At 73.9% G+C, this 17,567-nt stretch carries 13 protein-coding genes; 9 read left to right on the top strand and 4 right to left on the bottom strand.

Annotated elements, in window-relative coordinates:
* Positions 1 to 103 precede the first annotated feature (103 nt).
* Genes GPA10_RS09190 through GPA10_RS09175 form a run of 4 tightly spaced genes read left to right on the top strand, consistent with a single transcriptional unit; the run spans position 104 to position 10,235 of the window.
* Positions 104 to 3,514: a tubulin-like doman-containing protein gene (locus GPA10_RS09190; RefSeq protein WP_157165055.1), complete on the top strand. Its 3,411-nt coding sequence runs from the start codon at positions 104 to 106 to the stop codon at positions 3,512 to 3,514.
* A 2-nt stretch (positions 3,515 to 3,516) separates the two neighbouring features.
* Entirely contained in the window at positions 3,517 to 6,132 is a 2,616-nt protein-coding gene (locus tag GPA10_RS09185) for a hypothetical protein (RefSeq protein WP_246258983.1), read from the top strand.
* A gap of 55 nt (positions 6,133 to 6,187) precedes the next feature.
* Entirely contained in the window at positions 6,188 to 8,329 is a 2,142-nt protein-coding gene (locus GPA10_RS09180; RefSeq protein WP_343040573.1) for a serine/threonine-protein kinase, read from the top strand.
* The gene (locus GPA10_RS09175; protein WP_157165053.1) at positions 8,322 to 10,235 is read left to right on the top strand and encodes a hypothetical protein; all 1,914 of its coding nucleotides are present in this window, start codon (positions 8,322 to 8,324) and stop codon (positions 10,233 to 10,235) included. Before GPA10_RS09180 ends, GPA10_RS09175 begins: the two co-directional genes overlap by 8 nt.
* A gap of 93 nt (positions 10,236 to 10,328) precedes the next feature.
* Here GPA10_RS09175 and GPA10_RS09170 read toward each other — a convergent pair whose 3' ends face one another.
* From GPA10_RS09170 to GPA10_RS09160, 3 genes are all read right to left on the bottom strand, one after another.
* Positions 10,329 to 10,799, bottom strand: coding sequence for an MSMEG_6728 family protein (locus GPA10_RS09170; RefSeq protein WP_058852115.1), 471 nt, complete (start codon positions 10,797 to 10,799; stop codon positions 10,329 to 10,331).
* A 55-nt stretch (positions 10,800 to 10,854) separates the two neighbouring features.
* Positions 10,855 to 11,874, bottom strand: coding sequence for an aldo/keto reductase (locus tag GPA10_RS09165; RefSeq protein ID WP_246258958.1), 1,020 nt, complete (start codon positions 11,872 to 11,874; stop codon positions 10,855 to 10,857).
* A 209-nt stretch (positions 11,875 to 12,083) separates the two neighbouring features.
* Positions 12,084 to 12,257, bottom strand: a complete 174-nt coding sequence (locus tag GPA10_RS09160; RefSeq protein WP_079087021.1) for a CsbD family protein — start codon at positions 12,255 to 12,257, stop codon at positions 12,084 to 12,086.
* A gap of 246 nt (positions 12,258 to 12,503) precedes the next feature.
* On the opposite strand from GPA10_RS09160, the gene GPA10_RS09155 reads away from it, so the two are divergent.
* From GPA10_RS09155 to GPA10_RS09135, 5 genes are all read left to right on the top strand, one after another.
* Positions 12,504 to 13,634, top strand: a complete 1,131-nt coding sequence (locus GPA10_RS09155; protein ID WP_343040572.1) for an FUSC family protein — start codon at positions 12,504 to 12,506, stop codon at positions 13,632 to 13,634.
* A gap of 255 nt (positions 13,635 to 13,889) precedes the next feature.
* Positions 13,890 to 14,891: an acyl-CoA dehydrogenase gene (locus GPA10_RS09150; RefSeq protein WP_343040571.1), complete on the top strand. Its 1,002-nt coding sequence runs from the start codon at positions 13,890 to 13,892 to the stop codon at positions 14,889 to 14,891.
* Entirely contained in the window at positions 14,888 to 15,814 is a 927-nt protein-coding gene (locus GPA10_RS09145; protein WP_343040570.1) for a PIG-L deacetylase family protein, read from the top strand. Before GPA10_RS09150 ends, GPA10_RS09145 begins: the two co-directional genes overlap by 4 nt.
* The gene (locus GPA10_RS09140) at positions 15,811 to 16,434 is read left to right on the top strand and encodes an SAM-dependent methyltransferase (RefSeq protein ID WP_343040569.1); all 624 of its coding nucleotides are present in this window, start codon (positions 15,811 to 15,813) and stop codon (positions 16,432 to 16,434) included. Before GPA10_RS09145 ends, GPA10_RS09140 begins: the two co-directional genes overlap by 4 nt.
* A complete protein-coding gene (locus GPA10_RS09135; RefSeq protein WP_343040568.1) occupies positions 16,431 to 17,186 on the top strand; it encodes a glycosyltransferase family 2 protein in 756 nt (251 codons plus the stop codon). The genes GPA10_RS09140 and GPA10_RS09135 overlap by 4 nt, the downstream gene beginning before the upstream one ends.
* A gap of 85 nt (positions 17,187 to 17,271) precedes the next feature.
* Here the strand turns inward: GPA10_RS09135 and GPA10_RS09130 are convergent, their stop codons facing one another.
* Positions 17,272 to 17,517 carry a DUF6479 family protein gene (locus GPA10_RS09130; protein WP_157165050.1) on the bottom strand — a complete coding sequence of 82 codons (246 nt, stop codon included), beginning with the start codon at positions 17,515 to 17,517 and terminating at the stop codon, positions 17,272 to 17,274.
* Between the last annotated feature and the right edge of the window lie 50 nt (positions 17,518 to 17,567).

Genomic DNA, 17,567 nt, shown 5'->3' with positions numbered 1-17,567 from the left:
GGGCATCGCGTCGCACCGCAGCGCGGTCGTCGTACCGCGCGCCATCACAGACGTACCGAGCATGAACCTGCGGCCGTGCCGGCCGTTGAGCGGGGAGGAAACCATGAAGATCTTCCAGCCGATGCTGTTCGTCGGCCTGGGCGGCACCGGAGGCCTGGTCGGCGCCGAGCTGGAACGCAGACTGCGCGCCGAGCTGTGCGGTCCGGACGGCATGGCGCTGAGCCGGCAGAGCGGCAGCCACGCCCCCTTCCAGCTGCCCGACTGCCTCCAGTTCGTGTACTCGGACTACAGCGAGGGCGACCTCAGGCGGCTGCCGCAGTTCAACGTGGACACCTCGCTGCGAGCCGCGTACGCGCGCACCTCCCGTGCCACCCACAACCTGCTGCCGAACTTCGACAGTTCCCCGGAAGTGACCAAGATGCTCCGGGCGAGCATGCGCGGCGAGGTGGCCGACTGGCTGCCACCGATCACCGGCGAGCCGGAGGTCACCCCGCTCCACAACGGCGCCGGGCAACTGCCCACCGTGGGGCGTGCCGCCCTGTTCGCCACGCTGCGGCACGGCCTCTCCCCGGTTCTGGAGCCACTGCTGCAGGCCATCGACGCGATGGCCAAGTCGGTGGGCGAACTCAGTGAGCTGGGCGGCGGCAAGGTCAACGGCTGCGACGTGTTCGTCTCCTTCTCGGTGGCAGGCGGCACCGGTGCCGGGATCTTCCTGGACTATCTGCACCTCATCAACTACGCCTTCCAGCTGCGTCGCTTCGACGGCGTGAAGATCTACCCGCTCGTCGTGATGCCGTCGTCGTTCTCCGCCGCCACCGGCGGCGGCCGGGAGGCCGAGCTCAACGCCTCCCGGGCGCTGGTCGACCTGTTCCGGCTGGTGGACCGGCAGAACTCGCCGAGGGAGGGCGCGGAGATCGGAGACCTCGACCACGACGCCGGCTTCGGCATCCGCTACCCGGGCACGACGCCGGTCCGGCTGCGGACCGGCATCCTGCCCACGGCGTTCCTGTTCAGCCCGACCGCCGGCATCCGCGCGGACGACCTGCGCCGTTCCATCGTCTCCCTGGTGATGTCGCTGATCGGCACCGAACTGGGCGACGGTCGTTCACGGGGCCGGAAGCTGGCGGGCGAGGACGACTTCACGACGTTCGCCGCGAGCTTCATCAACCGGGGAGTGGCCCGCAGCGCCCCGTCCCCCACCGGGATCGGCCGCCAGGGAGTCTCCACCAGCCTGGTCGCCTCCATGACCGCGCCCATGGACCAGATGGCGGACCTGGTGGCGGGGCGGCTGCTGCGGGAGGCGGTCACGGATCTCGTGGAGCGGCCGCGCGCCGCGCTCAAGGACGGAGCGGTGCCGCTGATCCGGCAACTGTTCGCGGACTCCCACCTGGAGGAGCTGTGGGAACGCAAGCAACTGCCGGTGCAGGAGGCCGATCCCCCGCCGCGCGGCGGTAAGAACATCGAGCGGGCGTTGAACGAGCGGATCGCGGACATGCAGCGGGCGCTGTCCGATCTGCGGGCCGAGGCCGATCGGCAGGCCGCCACGATGGCCGACCGGTTCGCCCCGCGCACCGCCATCGACAAGCTGCTCCACAGCGAGGACCCCTTCCTCGCCGAACGCGTCGTCCGCGGCGCTCCGGGCAGCGACGACCCGATCGCCGCGCGCGGCTTCCTCGGCATGCTGGACAACCGCTCCCGCGCGCCCCAGCGTCCACCGGGCGTGACCGAGCAGCCGCCCAACGTCCCGCGCATCAAGGGGCAGCTCGGCGGCCTTGCGCCGGCTCGCTGGGGCGACGACGACGTGCAGTCGGTCATCCGGGAACAGGACGTCTGGTACCAGTGGCGCTGCCGGTCGATCTGGCACGAGGCCTGGCGGGAGCAGCGCCAGCACTGGCAGCCGCAGGCGGACGCGGCCGGGGGCGACCTCGTGCGCCTGGTGAACGCCTTCCGGCGGCACTGCGACCAGGAGCCCAAGGTCTCCGCGCAGAAGGGCCACGAGCTGTACGAGGACCGCACCGGCATCTCGTATCTGATGCCGCCGCAGCGCACTCTGAACCATTTCTACGAGGACGTGGTCACCCGCTTGGTCCGACGGGAAGGCCTGCGTGAGACCGACTACGAGTCCGCGCTGCTGCTCAAGCTGGTCGACGGGGACACCTGGCGGCAGGTACTGACGCTCAGCCGCCGTGATCCGGAGGGCTCGGTGGCCAGGGTCAAGGGGCAGCTCGAGGCGCTGATCACCCGGCTGTTCGCCGAGCGGGGCACCCATCTGGAGGAGCGGCCGCTGCTGCCGTCCATGGGCACGCTGCTGGCCGCGGGGGCGGGTGACGCCGACGCCAACGACCAGGTCAGCAGGGAGGCCCTCGACCTCTTCGGCCGCAAGCTGGCCGGCCTGCTGCCGGTCGGCTTCACGCCGGAGGGCACCGGGCCGCTGCGGGTCCTGATCACCTATCCGAGGGTGCAGGCGGTGGAGGAGGTGCAGGAGTACCTCGGCAAGACGCTGCGGCTGCCCTCGGACGCGAAGAACTCCGTGGAGTACCGGGGGGTGGAGAGCGACTCGATCACCGTCGTGCTCTTCCGCAGCGAGATGAGCCTCACCCAGGTGCCCGAGGCCCGCAAGGTGCTGCGCCAGTGGGCGCGGGCGAAGAAGGCCGAAGCGCCGCAGGACGTGCTGCGGTGGCGGCAACGGCTCGGATACCGGGACAACTGGATGGTGAGCTGCGAGGAGGACCGGCGCACCATCCTGCACCGGCTGTTGTGCTGTATGTGGAACGGCCAGGTGGACGTACTGGACGGCGACCCGGCGTCGCCGGAGCGGGTCAGGCTGAGGCTCTTCCCCGAGAAGGGGCCGGACGTCCCCGGGGTCCGGCTGCGGCTGGACGACTTTCCCGGTGGGGTGTCGAGCTGGGCGGAACTGCTGCGGTCGTACGAGCGCTGGACGGTCCTCGACGACGAACGGACCGTCGAGGACTACTGCCGTGAGCTGATGAGGGCGCAGCCGCTGGGCCTCGCCAGGACCGGCAGTGAACCGCACCCCCTCTTCGTGGACCTGGTGGAGAAGATCGCCCCCCGTCAGCTGGAGCTTCTGACGGACCGGCGTGAACGGGGCGGAGAACGGGTCGAGGGCTGGGTGCAGCCCCTGTGGGAGTTCTGGGCGGAGACCCTCCCGGCGGCCCTGGACGGCGAGTTCGGGGACCAGCGCGCCGTCCAGCCGACCCTGCGGACCCTGCTGGAACACATCCGCGGCGGCACACCGTCCCGCCCGCCCGTCCGCGACGGCGTCCCGGAGCCCCGCCGCCCCGAGTCCGATGACGACGACTGGGGCACCACCCCGGTCGACTCCTTCGAGCGGCCGTACCGCGACGAGCGTGGTGAGCGGGGCGGCCGGCCGAGCGAGCCCGACGAGGAGTTGACGCACGGAAGCCGGTTCCCCTCCGCGGAGCGCGACGACCTGCCTCGGGCGCCCTGGGACGAGGCCGGCCCCCGCGACGCCCGGGACGGTGACGACCAGTGAGCATGCCTGAGGACACCGGTGCCGTCGTTCAGCTGGATCTGCGTGCCGGAGCGGCGGCACTGCACAGCCCGGCGGCCGTGCGGGCCGAAGTCGCCCGCGCACTGGGCGGAGCCGGGCTGCCGGAACCCGACGACCCCCTGTTCCTGGTGGTCGACACCCCCGCCGGGCTCACCGACCACCAGACGCAGTACGAACTGCTCGCCGGCTATCGGGCGGTGGGCGAGGTCAGGCTCCTGGTGCTGCTCGTCGGCAGCGCGCCGGGGGCGTTCGCCGGGGAGGAAGGGGGGTTCCAGCCCGACCGGCGACTGCTGCGCCCCGCGGTGCTGCGGGCCTCGGGCACCGCGCTCCTGTGGGTCGGTGACCTGCGCTCCGCCCGCACCGCGTCGGAGCAGCCCGCCCCCGACGACCCGGACGCGCTCGCCGCCCTGGTGGACGTGCTGTCCGTCCCGGACGTCTACCTCCGTGTGCTGGACGGCATCCAGACGCTGCCCGACGCCGTCGCGGCGCCCGGGGTCCGGATCCTGGAGCAGGACCTGCCGCCGGAGGTGCGCGAACGGGCCTGGCGCGACGCGCTCACCCGGTTCGCGGGCGAGGACTCCGAACGCGCGCCGGACGCGTCGCCGACCGCCTCGTCGGGCGCCGACCTGCCGGAGCCGCTGCGCGGTCTCGTGGCGGGCCCCGGCGGCGGGGGCGCGGGGCACCGGGAACCCGGTGGTGTCGCGGACGACGCCTACCGCGCCTGCGCGGACGCTCTCGGGTACGCGGGGGAAGCACTGGCCGGGCTGCGGACACTGTCCGGGCTGGTGCGGGCCTCGCACCGGGAGGCGTTCGAAACGGACGTCGACGAGGCCCGCCGGGCGCTCGACGACTACTGGCACCTCGCCAGGACGGTCCTGCGCGGCGGTGGCGAAAAGGCACAGTCCGCAGGCGAGTCGGCGGCCCACCTCGCGGCCCTCGGGCTGCGGGTGCCGTCGGCCGAGGGCGTGGGAGCGCGGATCGGTGAGGGGCTGAAGGAGTTCGCCGGGAAACTCCTCGGCCAGGGGTTCGCGCTGCGGTCGGTTGCGCAGCGCTGCACGGGTCTGGCCGGACGGGTGGAGCCGCTGCGGGGCACGGCACTGGTGTCGCAGCTCGACGCCCACTCCGCCGACGCGGTGACCCGCCGGATGCGTACGACGGCTGCCGCGGTACCGGACCCGCCGCGGGCCGGTGCGGCAGCGGCAGCGGGGGCCGGGCTGCTCGGGGCGCTGTGGTGGGGGCCCTACCTGGCGTTCGCGTTCGCGGTGCCGCTGCTGCTCCTCGGCGCGGCGGTGCTCGGGGCGGTGCGGCTCCAGGGGGACCGGGGGGAAGGGAAGCCCCGCCGCCCGGCCGTGGTTCCCAGGTTCGCGGCGTTCGGTGGCGCCGTGGTCGGCGCGGGGCTCGCGTACGTGGTCGAACCGCCCGTCTGGGTGGGCGCCATCGGCCTTGCGGCCGGCCTCGGCGTCGCGGCGGAGACGGTACGCCGGCTCTGGCGTGCGGCGGCCACCGCGTGGGGGCCGGGCCGTGCCACCACCGTGCTCCGCCAGACCCTGGACCGCCTTGACGCGCTGCTGGTCGAGGCGGTCCGGGAGCACTGGGCCGTCGAGGAGCGCCTGTACTGCGCCGACGCTGCCCGCTCCGTGGCCGGCATGCTGCGGGCGACGGCGGCCGCGGCGGAGGACGAGGCAGTGCCCGGCCCGGAGCGGCTCGCGCCCACAGCGGCGCCCGGCGGCCACGGTCCGACCGGCGACGCCCCGCGGGCCGAGGACCCCTGGCTCGTCGACGACGCGGACCTGGAGCCGGAAGAGGCCTCCCCTCTCCCCGACGACGGGGACAGCGACTGGGCGAGTGTGTACGCGTGGGAGGACGGGCCGACGTGGGACCAGCCCGCGGAGGCCGACGAGGAGGAGCGGGCCCGGGAGCCGAGAGCCGCGGGCCCGCGGGACCCTCGTACCGGGAAAGTTCCGCGCTGGCTGGAACGCGAGAACGCCGAGGGCGGCCCCGAACTGGTCGCCACCCTGTCCGCCGACCTGATCGATGCCGCCCTGGAAGCGATGAAGCACTACTGGGGCGCCGTCGAACGCGGGCAGTCCGGCGCCCTCAACGCCCAGCGCACCGAGGCACGGGTGCGCGAGCTGCTGTCGACGGTGCACCATCACCTCCGGCACAACGGAGTTCTGGCCCCACCTCCGTTCGCGGCCCCTCGCCGGGTCCGCCCCGCGTCGGCCGACCTCCTCGGCACCGACCCGCACGGACCGGCCGAACTGGTCGGCGCGGAAGCCGACCGCCGGGCCGTGGTGCAACTGTCCTCACCCGAGCAGGGTGCCCTGCTCAGCCGGGACCCGGCGGCCGCGGTGTGGCTCAGGTTCGCCCCCAGAGCGATCCGCGACGAGGTCGAGAAGGCCTGGGTGTCGAGCGGTTCGGTCCACCCCGACGGAGTCCTGTGGACGTCGTCGGGACGGTACGCCGGCCTGGTGCGCCTCGTCCCGCTGCGGATGGGAGTGGTGGACACCGTCCGCCCCCGGTACGGCTCCACGACCGGCCCGGAGGACCCGTACGGCCGGCCGGACACCCGGCACCGCGGGGACGGCGACCGCGGGTGACGCGCCCCCCGCGCCCCGCCCGGCCCAGTGCCCAGTACGAACGAAAGGACCGAGGGTGACCAGCACCCTGTATCCCCAGCCGGAGGGACCGGGCGGCCCGCCTCCGGACAAGCTCACGTTCACTCTGCCCTCCGGGCGCCGACGTGCCACCCAGGTCCGCGTCGGCCGGGAGTTCCGCCGCGACCGGCTGCTGCCTCAACTCATCCGCAAGGCCGTGCTCGACGACGACGGACAGCAGTGCGTGCAGGTGCGTCTCAGCGCCAAGGACGCGGCGAACCCGGCGGCGCGCGCCCTGCTGGACACCGAGGCGGGTACCGCCCTGCACCTGCACCAACTGCTCGGCGGTACGGAGTACGCGGCGCTGTTCCCGAGGATCGTCGGCCACGAGCTGGACACGGCCGAGCCGTTCTTGCTGTACGCGCCGCCGCGGGGCACGCCCGTCGAGCGGCTGCACGTGATGTCCGCGACCGATCAGGAGCACTTCACCCGTGATCTGCTGCTCGCCCTGCACCTGCTGGACGGGCAGGGCCTGGTGTCGCGCGGGGTCTCGCCCGCCACCGTCCGCTGGGACGGCGCCAAGGCCCAGCTGTGGGGACTGGAGTCGGTGACCCGGACCGGAGCGCCGAGACGCCCGTGGGGCCGCGCACCCTTCTGCGCGCCCGAACAGCGCCGGGGCGAGGGGCTCGCCGACTCCAGGGACGCGGTGTGGAGCACCGCCCAGGTGCTCTACCAGCTGGTGACCGGCCGGCCAGGACCCGCCGACCGGCCCCCGCCCGATCTCGCCGAGCACCGCAAGCTCGACCGGACGTTGCAGGACGCCTTCGCCCCGCGGGCCGCCGACCGGCCGACACCCGCCCAGGCGCTCGACGTCGTGGCGCCGGACACCGCCCGCCGCGTCCGGCTCGCGCTGCCTGCCGACGAGTCCCCCACGGACCAGGAGGCCTTCGACGCGGCACTGCGGCGCAAGCGGCAGCACCCGCGCGCGGACCGGCCCCGGCAGGGAGCCGCGGCGGAGGCCGAGCGGGGCAACGGCGAGGTGCTCTGCCCGTACTGCCTGGAGAACATCCGGCTCGACCTCACGAAACTGTTCGTCACCGACAGCCGTATGCAGTACAAGCCGCTGAACCTCAAAGGCATCAACAACACGGTGCGGCGGAACGACATCATGCGCGGCGCCGTCCAGAAGTGCGTGGCGGACCCGGCCTTCCCCGAACACTTCATCCCGGTGCCCTACCTGACCTACGGCCGTCCGCTGACCGTCGCGATGGTCGGCCAGTCCTCCACCGGCAAGAGCCATCTGCTGACCCAGATGATCGCGGCGATCACCGACGGCGGACTTGAACCCTTCGGTCTGACGTGGCAGTCCGTCAATCCGGAGCAGCACGCGAAGTTCGTACGGGAGCGGGTGCAGCCCCTGCGCAACGGCAAGGTCCTGGACCACACCGCCGCGCTGGGACTGGACGACTTCGCCCGCTTCGTGGAGTCCCTCCTGCTCACCGACGACCGTGGCCGAGTGCGTCCGGTCGCCTTCTTCGACCTCGGCGGTGAGGACCTCGTACGCACGGACGCGGCGCTGCGGTTCCTGCTGGGTGTGGACGCCCTCATCTTCGTCGTCGACCCCGCCCTCGCCCTCCCGCTGCCGCAGCTGCACCACGCCAGGGAACGCTGGGGCGTGGAAGTGAACCCGGACGGCGACCTCGCCTTCGGCACGGTCCTCGACCGGTTGCCGAAGGACGGCGGCTGTCTGGACGTACCGACCGCGGTGGTGCTCGGCAAGGCGGACCTGCTCAGGTTCCAGCCACCCGTGGACCGGTGGTTGAGCCGGCCGGCGCCGAACTCGCTGGATCCCGACGCGGTGCGTGCGGAGAGCCGGGACGTGTACGGGCTGCTGCGGCGGCACGCGGGCCCGGCATGGCTGCGCCCCTTCGAGACGATCCGCCGGTGCACCCTGCACATCGCGTCCGCCACCGGCAGCCAGGAGGACAGGGGCCGGTATCCGGCGGGGGCGGGGCCCCGGCGGGTGCTTGAGCCGTTGCTCGCGCTCCTCGCGATGCACGGGCTGATCCCCGTACCGGGTGACAGGGACGCGTTGGCCCTGGGGGAGACGCCCGCGATCGAGTGGACGCCACCGGAGCAGGCCGGGGTGCCGGACTCCGGTGACCCGATGCGTCCGACGGAGAGGAACCGCAGTGAGTGACTTCCAGGACCGGGGCACGACCCCCGGCGGACCGACGGGCCCCCGTGGCCCGGACGGCGGTGACACCGCCGAGCGCTCGGTGCACCAGGTCGTCTTCCGGTGGGACGGCAACCACGGTCGTCAGGACACCGGTATGAAGGCCGTCGCTCACTCCTGTGTGCCCGAGCGGGCCGCGGAGCTCGGCCGGGAGCTCGGCCCCCTGTTGTGGGTGTCGGGCGCGGCGGCAAAGTGGCCCAGTGTTGTGCGGACGCTGTCACTCGACGGTGACGTCCTGCTCGTCCAGCGCCGGCCCACCACCGACCGCGGCGGTCGGCCCAGCACGGTCAGTCATGTCCTCATCGGTGACAGGGGAGTCCTCCAGCCCGAACAGTGTCTCGGTCTCGCGTACGGGGGCTGGCGCGAGCGGGAGACGGTCGAGCAGTTGTCGGGGCGCCAGCCCAGGATCGAACGCGGGGACCTCGACCGGCTGGTGGGGAGCCGGCAACAGGACATGCTGAGCCTGCTGCCCGGGGTCGAGCACGCCCTGATCCTCGTCACAGCGGAGTTGCTGCGCGACCCGACGCAGCGGGTGTCGCTGCTCCTGGAGAGGACGGCACCGCGCGGCTGGCCGGACCGGGAGCAGGTGCCGCTCGTGTATCTGGGGCTGTTCCTGCTGTTCGGCCCCTGGCTGAAGCAGCCGTGGACTTTCGCCACCTGCGACGCGGTGGACACGCATGCCCTGCGGCTGATGTCGGTCCCGCACTGGGAACCGGACTCCGGCGGCTCCGGCCCGCTGGCCAGGGTCATGGGCCGCACACCGGAGGAAGTCCGGTTCGAGCACCGGGCGGCCTCCCAGCTGGTGGATCACCTCCTCGCACACAGGGAGGCGCGCCCCGGCGTGCCGCAGCTCGTCGACGAGCTCCCCGACGGGGCGTCACTGGACTGGGAGCGGCGCAGCGTCCGGCTGAAGAGGATTCTCGGCACGCGCCGCTCCTCCGGTACGGGAACGACCTCGTCCGCGCGGCGCGTGGCAGGCCCGAGGCCGAACCCGGAAGGGGGCAGGGTCAAGGAGCGGGACCGGGGCAAGGAACGGGGGCAGGATCAGGACCGGCATCGCCGGGATCAGGGCCGTGCCTGGGAGGCGGAGCGGCAGGCCGGGGACGAGGCGGCCCCGACCCCGGCCGTCCCCGAGGGCAGCGGCGCACACACCGTCCACCGGGAACTGCGCGCACACTGGCCTGGAGACGGGGACGGCAGCCGACGCGGCGTGCTGCCGGCGGATCTGCGCGCGCTGCCCGACGAACTGCTGCTGGGGGAACTCCGCAGCGGCGAACTCCCCTCGGACGCGCTGGAGCTGGTCCTTGACGAGCTCGGCAGGCCGGACCGCGCACAGGGGCGTGACCTGGCGATGCGGCACGAGTTGTGCGCCGAGGTCCTTGGCAACGACCTGTACTTCGCGCCGCAGGGGCAGAGCCCCGAGCACGCGTCGAGGAAGGCCACGGCCGATCGGGCTGCCGACCTCTTCACCTGGGCCGTGGCGCCGCTGGCCAGGGACGAGCGCTATCTGCCCGACCTCAAGGAACTGATGTACCGCATGATCCGGCACCCGCACCCCGCCGCGGGCAACTGGCTTCGGCAGTGCGTCATCGAACCGCGCAGCGGCCAGTACCCGGATCTGCCGCCAGTCGTGTGGAGTGAGATCGTACGGGAGGTGATGGGCCGGAACGGCCCCCCGCTCCCCGCCTACCCGCCACCCCCCTCCGGCCTGGCGTCCGCGGCTCCCGCGCTGCCGTCGGTCTTCACACCGGACGTGCCGACCGGCGCGGCCCGGCTCTCCGACATGCTCAACAAGCCGGGCTGCCTGATCGGCGCCCTGCTCACCCCGGTCGCCCTGCTCGTGGTGCTCGTACTCATGCTCGTCCTGTGACGCGGCGACGTGGGGCAGGGGCGCACGTGCCGATGCCATGACAGGGAACCCCGCGGCGCCCTCTACGACCTCGTCCGTGTCGGCCGACCCGGCCTACGAAGAGCCCCGGTCCGACGCCGGCCAGAGGTAGGGCAGGTCGTCGGGGACGTCGGGGAAGAGCGGGGTGTAGAACTCCGGGGCCTTGCGCACCAGCGCCGACCGGTGGCTGCGGTGGAAGGCCGGGTCGCCCAGCCAGGGAGGCAGCTCGCCGTCGGCGGCGAGCTGCTCCTGGGCGCGGACGGCGGCGCCGGGACGGTGCCGGGTGAAGTCGGTGACGAGGGTGGCGGCACAGGTGTCGGCGCGGCCCTCCGCCACCCACACGGCGCACACGTCGAGTCCGTAGCGGACCAGGGCCTCCTCGTAGCCGGTCCACATGCGGACCGCCGGATGGTGCCGCCACCCGTAGCCGGGCACCGTCAGACCGCGGAGCACCTGAAGGGCCTCGACCCGCTGCTTGCCGAGCCGGGCCCGGTCGAGGACCGCAGCCGAGCGCGTGAAGTCGGAGTACGGGAGGAAGGTCTGCACGGGGAATGCCTACCGCGGCGCGGCTCCTCTCACCCGTGTCCGTGCGTCGTCCGGTCTAGGGCAAGGGGCCGCCGCGGGCGGTGACCCACAGGTCGTACCACTCCTCGTGGGTGAGACCGGGCTCGCGGCCGACGGCGTCACGGCAGGCGCGGATGCGGTCGGGGCGGCTGGTGCCGATGACGGGGGCGATGCGGGCCGGGTGGTGCTGGAGCCACCACAGCAGGATCGTCTCGGGCGTGGTTTCTTTGCGTGCGGCGAGGGCGGCGACGTGGCGCGCGGTGGGTGAGTCGCCGTCGCCGGTGCAGCGGCCCTGGGCGAGGGCGCCCCAGGCCTGGAGCTGGATCTCCCGGGCGTGGCAGTACTCGACCGTCCCGTGCGGGAAGCCGTTCCCGGCGGCGGCCGGGGTGTTCACGAGGACGCCCGCCTCGACCCAGTCCCGGCTGCCCAGGCTCATCTCCAGCTGGTTGGCGACCAGCGGGATGTCGAGGTGACCCTGGAGGTGCGCGATCTGTGCGGCGCTCATGTTCGACACGCCGAAGCGGCGTACCAGCCCCTGCCCGTGCAGGGACGTGAGGGCCTTCGCGATGTCCTGCGGGTCGGCCAGCGGGTCGGGCCGGTGCAGGAGCAGGACGTCGATCACGTCGGTGCGCAGCCGGGTGAGGCTCTCCTCCACGCTCCGGAGAATGTGCGTGCCGCGCAGGTCGTACATGCCGGGGTGATGGCCGTCGGCCTGGCGGATGCCGCACTTGGTCTGCACGACGATGCGCTCCCGCAGCCCCGCCGCCCGGTCGAGCAGTTCGCCGAAGACCGCCTCCGCCTTGCCGCGCCGGTAGATGTCGGCGTGGTCGAACACCGTGATGCCGATGTCGAGCGCGGCCTCGACGGCGGCCTCGGCGTGCGCGATGTCCGCGGCCGTGTACGGCACGCCGTCCCAGGTTCCGCCCAGCCCCATGCATCCGTACACGGGCTGTCCGGCACGTACGCCAGTGCTGGCAGTGCTGGCAGTGCTGCCGGAGCCGTCGGCGCTGTCGGTGCTGGCGGTGCCGTCGGTGCCGTTCGCTTGACCCGTCGTCATGCGTCGCCCTCCCTCTGTCCTCTGTAGGTGGTCGGTCGGTGGTCCCCCATCCGAGATGTGCCCAGGACGCATGCGTCTTCCTACCGGGATCGCACATCGGGATCACGAACCGGGATCGCACACCGGGATCACAACCCGGGATCACACACCGGCAGCTCCTTGCGGCAGCTCCTTCCGGCACGCTCCCACCGGCCCGTGCCGTGCCCTGCTCAGTGCTTGCCGATGTCCTTGGTCTTCTCCTTGGCCTCGCGCGCGTCGCCCTTCATCTGCTGGGCGCGGCCCTTGGCGGTGAGGCTCTCGTTGCCCACGGCACGTCCGGCGGCCTGGGCGGCGGCGCCGGTGGCCTGCTCGAACTTCGCCTTGGCCTTCTCGTTGGCGGTCATCGTCCGCTCACGCTCCCTTGGCATCGACATCATGTGCTGCCGGTACGCCTGGCCGCTCAGCGGTGCGGTAAACGTGGTGCTCACCGCGCTTCTCGTTCCTCCCCGTTTCACCGTGTTCGTTGTGGTTACGTGTGCTTCCCGGTCCCTGATCCGAGGGGCCGGGGTCGACGAGCACGGTGGAACAGGCGGGAACGGATGGGGTCTTCGGGGCGCGTGGTGGATCGGGTACGAAGGGGATGGGCGTGGGTGGCGCGTGCCTGCGGCACGCCGGGGCACGAGCGTGACACGGCGCTGCTGATCGGGAAGTGCGTGCTCGCGGCGACGCCGGCCTGGTGGATCGCGCACGCGCTGCTGGACGCGACGTCACCGGCGTTCGCACCGTTCTCCGCGGTGCTGACCATGAACGTCACGATCCACCGGTCCGTGTGGCAGACCCTGCGCTACATCGCCGCGGTCATCGTCGGTGTGGCGGTGCAGGCGGCGATCGGTTTCACGGCGGGCCCCGACCTGTTCGCGTTCGTGGTGGTCGCCGCCGTCGCGCTGACGCTGGGACAGTGGCCGGCCCTCGGCGAGCAGCGCTCCCAGGTCGCCACGGCCGCGTTCTTCGCGTTCTCCACCTATGCGACGGCCACCACGAACACCGACAGGGCCCTGCAACTCGGGCAGATCATTCTCCTCGTGCTCATCGGCTGCGGCATCGGCCTGGTCGTGAACCTGTGCATCGCGCCCCCGCTGCGCTACCGCAGCGCCGAGCAGGGGCTGCACACCCTCGCCGCCGAGATGGCATCGCTGCTCGACGACATGGCCGACGGCCTGGGCAGCGGCGACGTCGACGCCGAGCGCGCCGAGCAGTGGCGCACGGCGGGGGAGCGCGTGCAGAGCGCGGTCGGGCAGGCCCGCGCCGGGCTGAGCGCCGCGGAGAACAGCCTGCCGTTCAACCCTCGCAGGCTGCTGCCCGCACACCGCGGCTACCTCACCTTCGACCGCTACCGCAACGCCCTGGACGCCCTGGAGCGCGCGGTGTACCAGCTGGGTTCGCTCACGCGCAGCCTCGGCCGCTGGCGGGAGACGGAGAACACCTACACCTACGCCCCCGTCCTGGAGGCCTACGCCGACTTCGCCCTCCGGCTGCGCGACATCGCCCACGTCATCGCGGAACTGGACAGCGACACCCTCGCCGAGCAGGCCGAGGAGATGTGCAGGCTGGCGAACGTCGCCCAGGAGGCCCTGCAGACGGTCCTGAACGCGGCCGGGGACCAGGAGCTGCCCCTGGCCGACTCCTCCCGCCCGTACGGAGTCCTCGTCGTCGAGGCCAGCCGTCTGATGGAGGAGTTCCAGAACACCTGCGACGTGCTCCAGGAGACCGCCGAGGACTGAGCCGTCCTGGCCTCTGGCGTCTTGCGTGCTCCGGTGCCCCGGTGCCGTCCGGTGCTGTAAAGGGCCGTCCGGGGCGTCCGGCGTCGTCCCGCGCCGTCCGCTGGGCCGCCGCCTCGCGCCGTGTGTGGTTCCGCGAGTGACGTGTGTGGTTCTACGAGGTCGGAGGGATGCGTGCGGCCGAGAGGGGTACTGGGTGCTGCGCAGCCGGGCCGACGCCGGCGCCCTCGACGACGGATGCCCATGCTGGAGGCCCGTGTGACCCTCACACCCCCGAAGACGCCCGACCACCTCCGTACCCCGGAGCGGCGTACGGCGGACCTGTTCGCCGCGTTCGTCGAGCGGGAGGCCCCCGGCGTACCGCTGCCGGGCACGTCGACGGCGCGCCGCTTCGCCGCCCTCACCGCACTGGGACGCCGGGACCTGTCCCTCGCCCGCCTCGCGGAGGGGCACCTCGACGCCGCGGCGATCCTGCACGAACTGGGTCAGCCGCTGCCCGCGCCGGGGGAGCGGTGGGGGGTCTGGGCCGCGCGCCCACCGGGGCCAGGCACCCGCGCCGCACGCTCCGGCGGAGGGTGGCGGATCAGCGGCGGCAAGCCCTACTGCTCGGGAGCGCACAGCTGCACCCACGCCCTGGTGACGGCGGACGCCGACGACGGCTACCGCCTGTTCGCCGTGTCCCTCGACCATCCTGGCGCGGAGCCGGTGCCGGGGACGTGGCCGGCGATCGGCATGGCGGGGAGCGACAGCCTGCACATGGCGTTCACGGACGTGCCGGCGCGCGCCGTCGGCGATGCGGAGAGCTATCTGACGCGGCCCGGGTTCCAGCACGGGGGCATCGGCGTGGCCGCCTGCTGGCTCGGCGGCGCGCACGCCGTCGCCGCGCCGCTGTACGAGCGGGCCGCTGCGGGGCGCCTGAACGAGCACGCGGCCGCCCACCTCGGCGCCGTCGACGTGCTGCTGCACACCGCCGAGACCGTCCTGCGCCGGGCGGGCGACGACATCGACGCCGACCCCCTCGACACACGGGAGGAGGCACGGCTGCGCAGCCTGCGCGTGCGTGCCCTGGTCGAGAAGGTGTGCACCGAGGTCCTCGACCGCGTCGGGCGCGCCACCGGCGCGGGGCCGCTGTGCCACGACGAGCGGCACGCCCGCGCGGTGGCGGACCTGACGGTGTACGTACGCCAGCACCACGCCGAGGGGAACCTGGCCGAACTCGGCCGGTCCGTGACGCCGGACACCGCGACGGAGGAGCAGTGAACGCCCCGAGCTCCACGGACACCCAGGGCATGCCACGCACCCCGGGCACCCAGGGCACGCCGAGCACCCGGAGCGCACCAAGCACCGCAGGCGCCCCAGGCGCCCCGAGCACCCAGGGCACGCCAAGCACCGCAGGCGCCCCGAGCACCCCGGGCGCCCCGAGCACCCCGGCCCCCGCACGACAGGCCGCCGCCGCTGCCATCGACGCGCGCGGCACCGACGAGGCCGTCTGGCGCGCGGCGCGGCTGCCGGAGCTGCTGCCGAGCCTGGCCCTCCCCGCGGGCCCCGTCCTGGTCGTGGCGGCCCACCCGGACGACGAGGTCCTCGGCTTCGGTGGCACCATCGCCGCCCTGCGCCACGCGGGTGCGCGGGTCCACACGGTGTGCCTGACCGACGGCGAGGCCTCCCACGGCCCCGCCTCACCGGCGGCCCGCGCCCGCCTCGCGGCCAGGCGCCGGGACGAACTCGCCGCGGCCCTCGGCGATCTCGGCGAGCTGCCCGCCCCGGTGCACGCCGGTCTGCCCGACACGGCCCTCGACGCGTACGAGGACGACGCGGCGGCCCTGATCGGCCGGCTTCTGGACGCCGTCGGGGCGGCGGTGTGCGTGGCCCCGTGGGAGGGCGACCTGCACAGCGACCACGAGGCCGCGGGTCGGGCCGCCCGGCGCGCGGGCCGCGACACCGCCACACCGGTCTGGTCCTACCCGGTGTGGATGTGGCACTGGGCCCGCCCCCACGACCCCCGCGTGCCGTGGCACCGGGCCGCCGTCCTCCCGCTCGCGGCGGAGGCCGCCGTCCGCAAGAGGGCGGCCCTGGCACGGTTCGCCAGCCAGCTGGAGCCGCGCAGCGCCGGCGCCGGGCCGGTGCTGCCGCCGCAGGAGATCGCCCATCACACCCGCGCCTTCGAGACGGTGCTGCGGTGAACACGCCCGCGAGCTACTTCGACGACCAGTACGCCGGTGCCGCGGACCCCTGGCACCTCGGTGAGCGGTGGTACGACCGCCGCAAGTACGCCCTGACCGTGGCGGCGCTGCCCCGCCCCCGCTACGCGCACGCCTTCGAACCGGGCTGCTCGGTGGGGGTCCTGACGGAACTCCTCGCCGCTCGCTGCGACCGGCTGCTCGCCACCGACCGCACGGCCTCCGCCGTCGCGACCGCGACCCGGCGCGTCGGCGGCCTCGACCACGTCACGGTGCGGCGGATGACGGTGCCCGAGCAGTGGCCCGAGGAGCCGGGGGAGCCCTTCGACCTCGTGGTGCTCTCGGAGCTCCTCTACTACTTCGACACCGGGACGCGTACGCGGATCCTGCGCGCGAGCATGGCGAGCCTGGCCGAGGGCGGGCATCTGGTCGCCGTGCACTGGAACCACCCGGTGCCCGAGCACACCTGCACGGGCCGTGCCGTCGCCGACCAGCTGGACGGGACGCCGGGCCTGCACCGCCTCGCCCGCTACGACGACCCGGACTTCACCCTCACCGTCCACGAACGCGGCCACGGTCCGGGCCCGGCGCTGTCCCCGGCCCGCGCGGAGGGCCTGGCGTGACGGGAAGGCCCGGCGTGACGCCCGGGGCCCTGGCCGTCGTGGTCCCCGCCCACAACGAGGAGGCCCGCGTCACGGCCTGTCTGCGCAGCCTGCGCAAGGCGGCTGCGCGGGCGGCACCGCTGCCCGTCACGGTCGTGGTGGTGGCGGACGCGTGCACGGACGCCACGGCGGCCCTGGCCGCCCGCGCGGGAGCGCACGTCGTGGAGACCCGCGGCCGCAACGTCGGCGCCGCGCGGGCGGCGGGCGTCGAGCACGCGCTGGCCGGACCGGCCGCCGGACCGGACGTGTGGCTGGCCATGACGGACGCCGACACCACCGTGCCCGAGGCCTGGCTCACCCACCAGGTCGCCTGGGCACGCGAGGGGTACGACGCCGTCCTCGGCACCATCCGCCTGGACCCCGGCACCGCCGGGCCCCCTCTCGTCGCCCGGCACGACGCCGACTACTTCCTCTCCCGGCGGCTCGCCGGAACCCTGCGGACGTGGGAGCACCCGCACGTCCACGGGGCGAACCTCGGCGTGTCCGCCGAGGCGTACCTGCGGGTGGGCGGGTTCGCGCCCCTGCCGACCGGCGAGGACCACGACCTCGCGGCCCGGCTCGCCGCGACGGGGCACCGCATCGCCCGCACCGACGAGCACCCGGTCCACACCGCGGCCCGGCTGCACGGACGCGCCCCGGGCGGCCTCGCCGACCTGCTGGCCACCCTGCACCCCGAGAGCCCGGCCGTGAGCCCGGCCGGGCACGACACATGACGATCACGGCGGTGGCGGTGGCGGTGGTGGCGACCGTGGCTGTCGCCGTCGTCGTCGTTGCGGCGGCGCCACCCACCCCGGGCCGTCAGGGACGGGGGTTGCCCTGTTCCGGGTCGTCGTCGGGGGTCTGCCAGCTGCTGCCGCGCTGCGCCTCGCCCCCGGCGGGGTCGCCGCCGTGGGCGGGCGTGGTGCTGCGGGTGCGGTGCGCGGCGCGGCGACGGCCGGCGACGAACATGGCGATGAGGCCGGCGACCACCACTACGCCCACCAGGACGAGGGCGAGCGAGGCGCCGCCCGAGGCGGCCAGGACGATATGGCTGTGAGTCTGCATGCCCGCTCGTGTACCCGATCTTCGGCAGGACGTGCAGGTCCGGGAGGGTG

Origin of the sequence: Streptomyces typhae, assembly GCF_009755605.1 — a bacterium.
Taxonomy (GTDB): domain Bacteria; phylum Actinomycetota; class Actinomycetes; order Streptomycetales; family Streptomycetaceae; genus Streptomyces; species Streptomyces typhae.
This window is presented reverse-complemented; position numbering and strand designations above follow the sequence as displayed.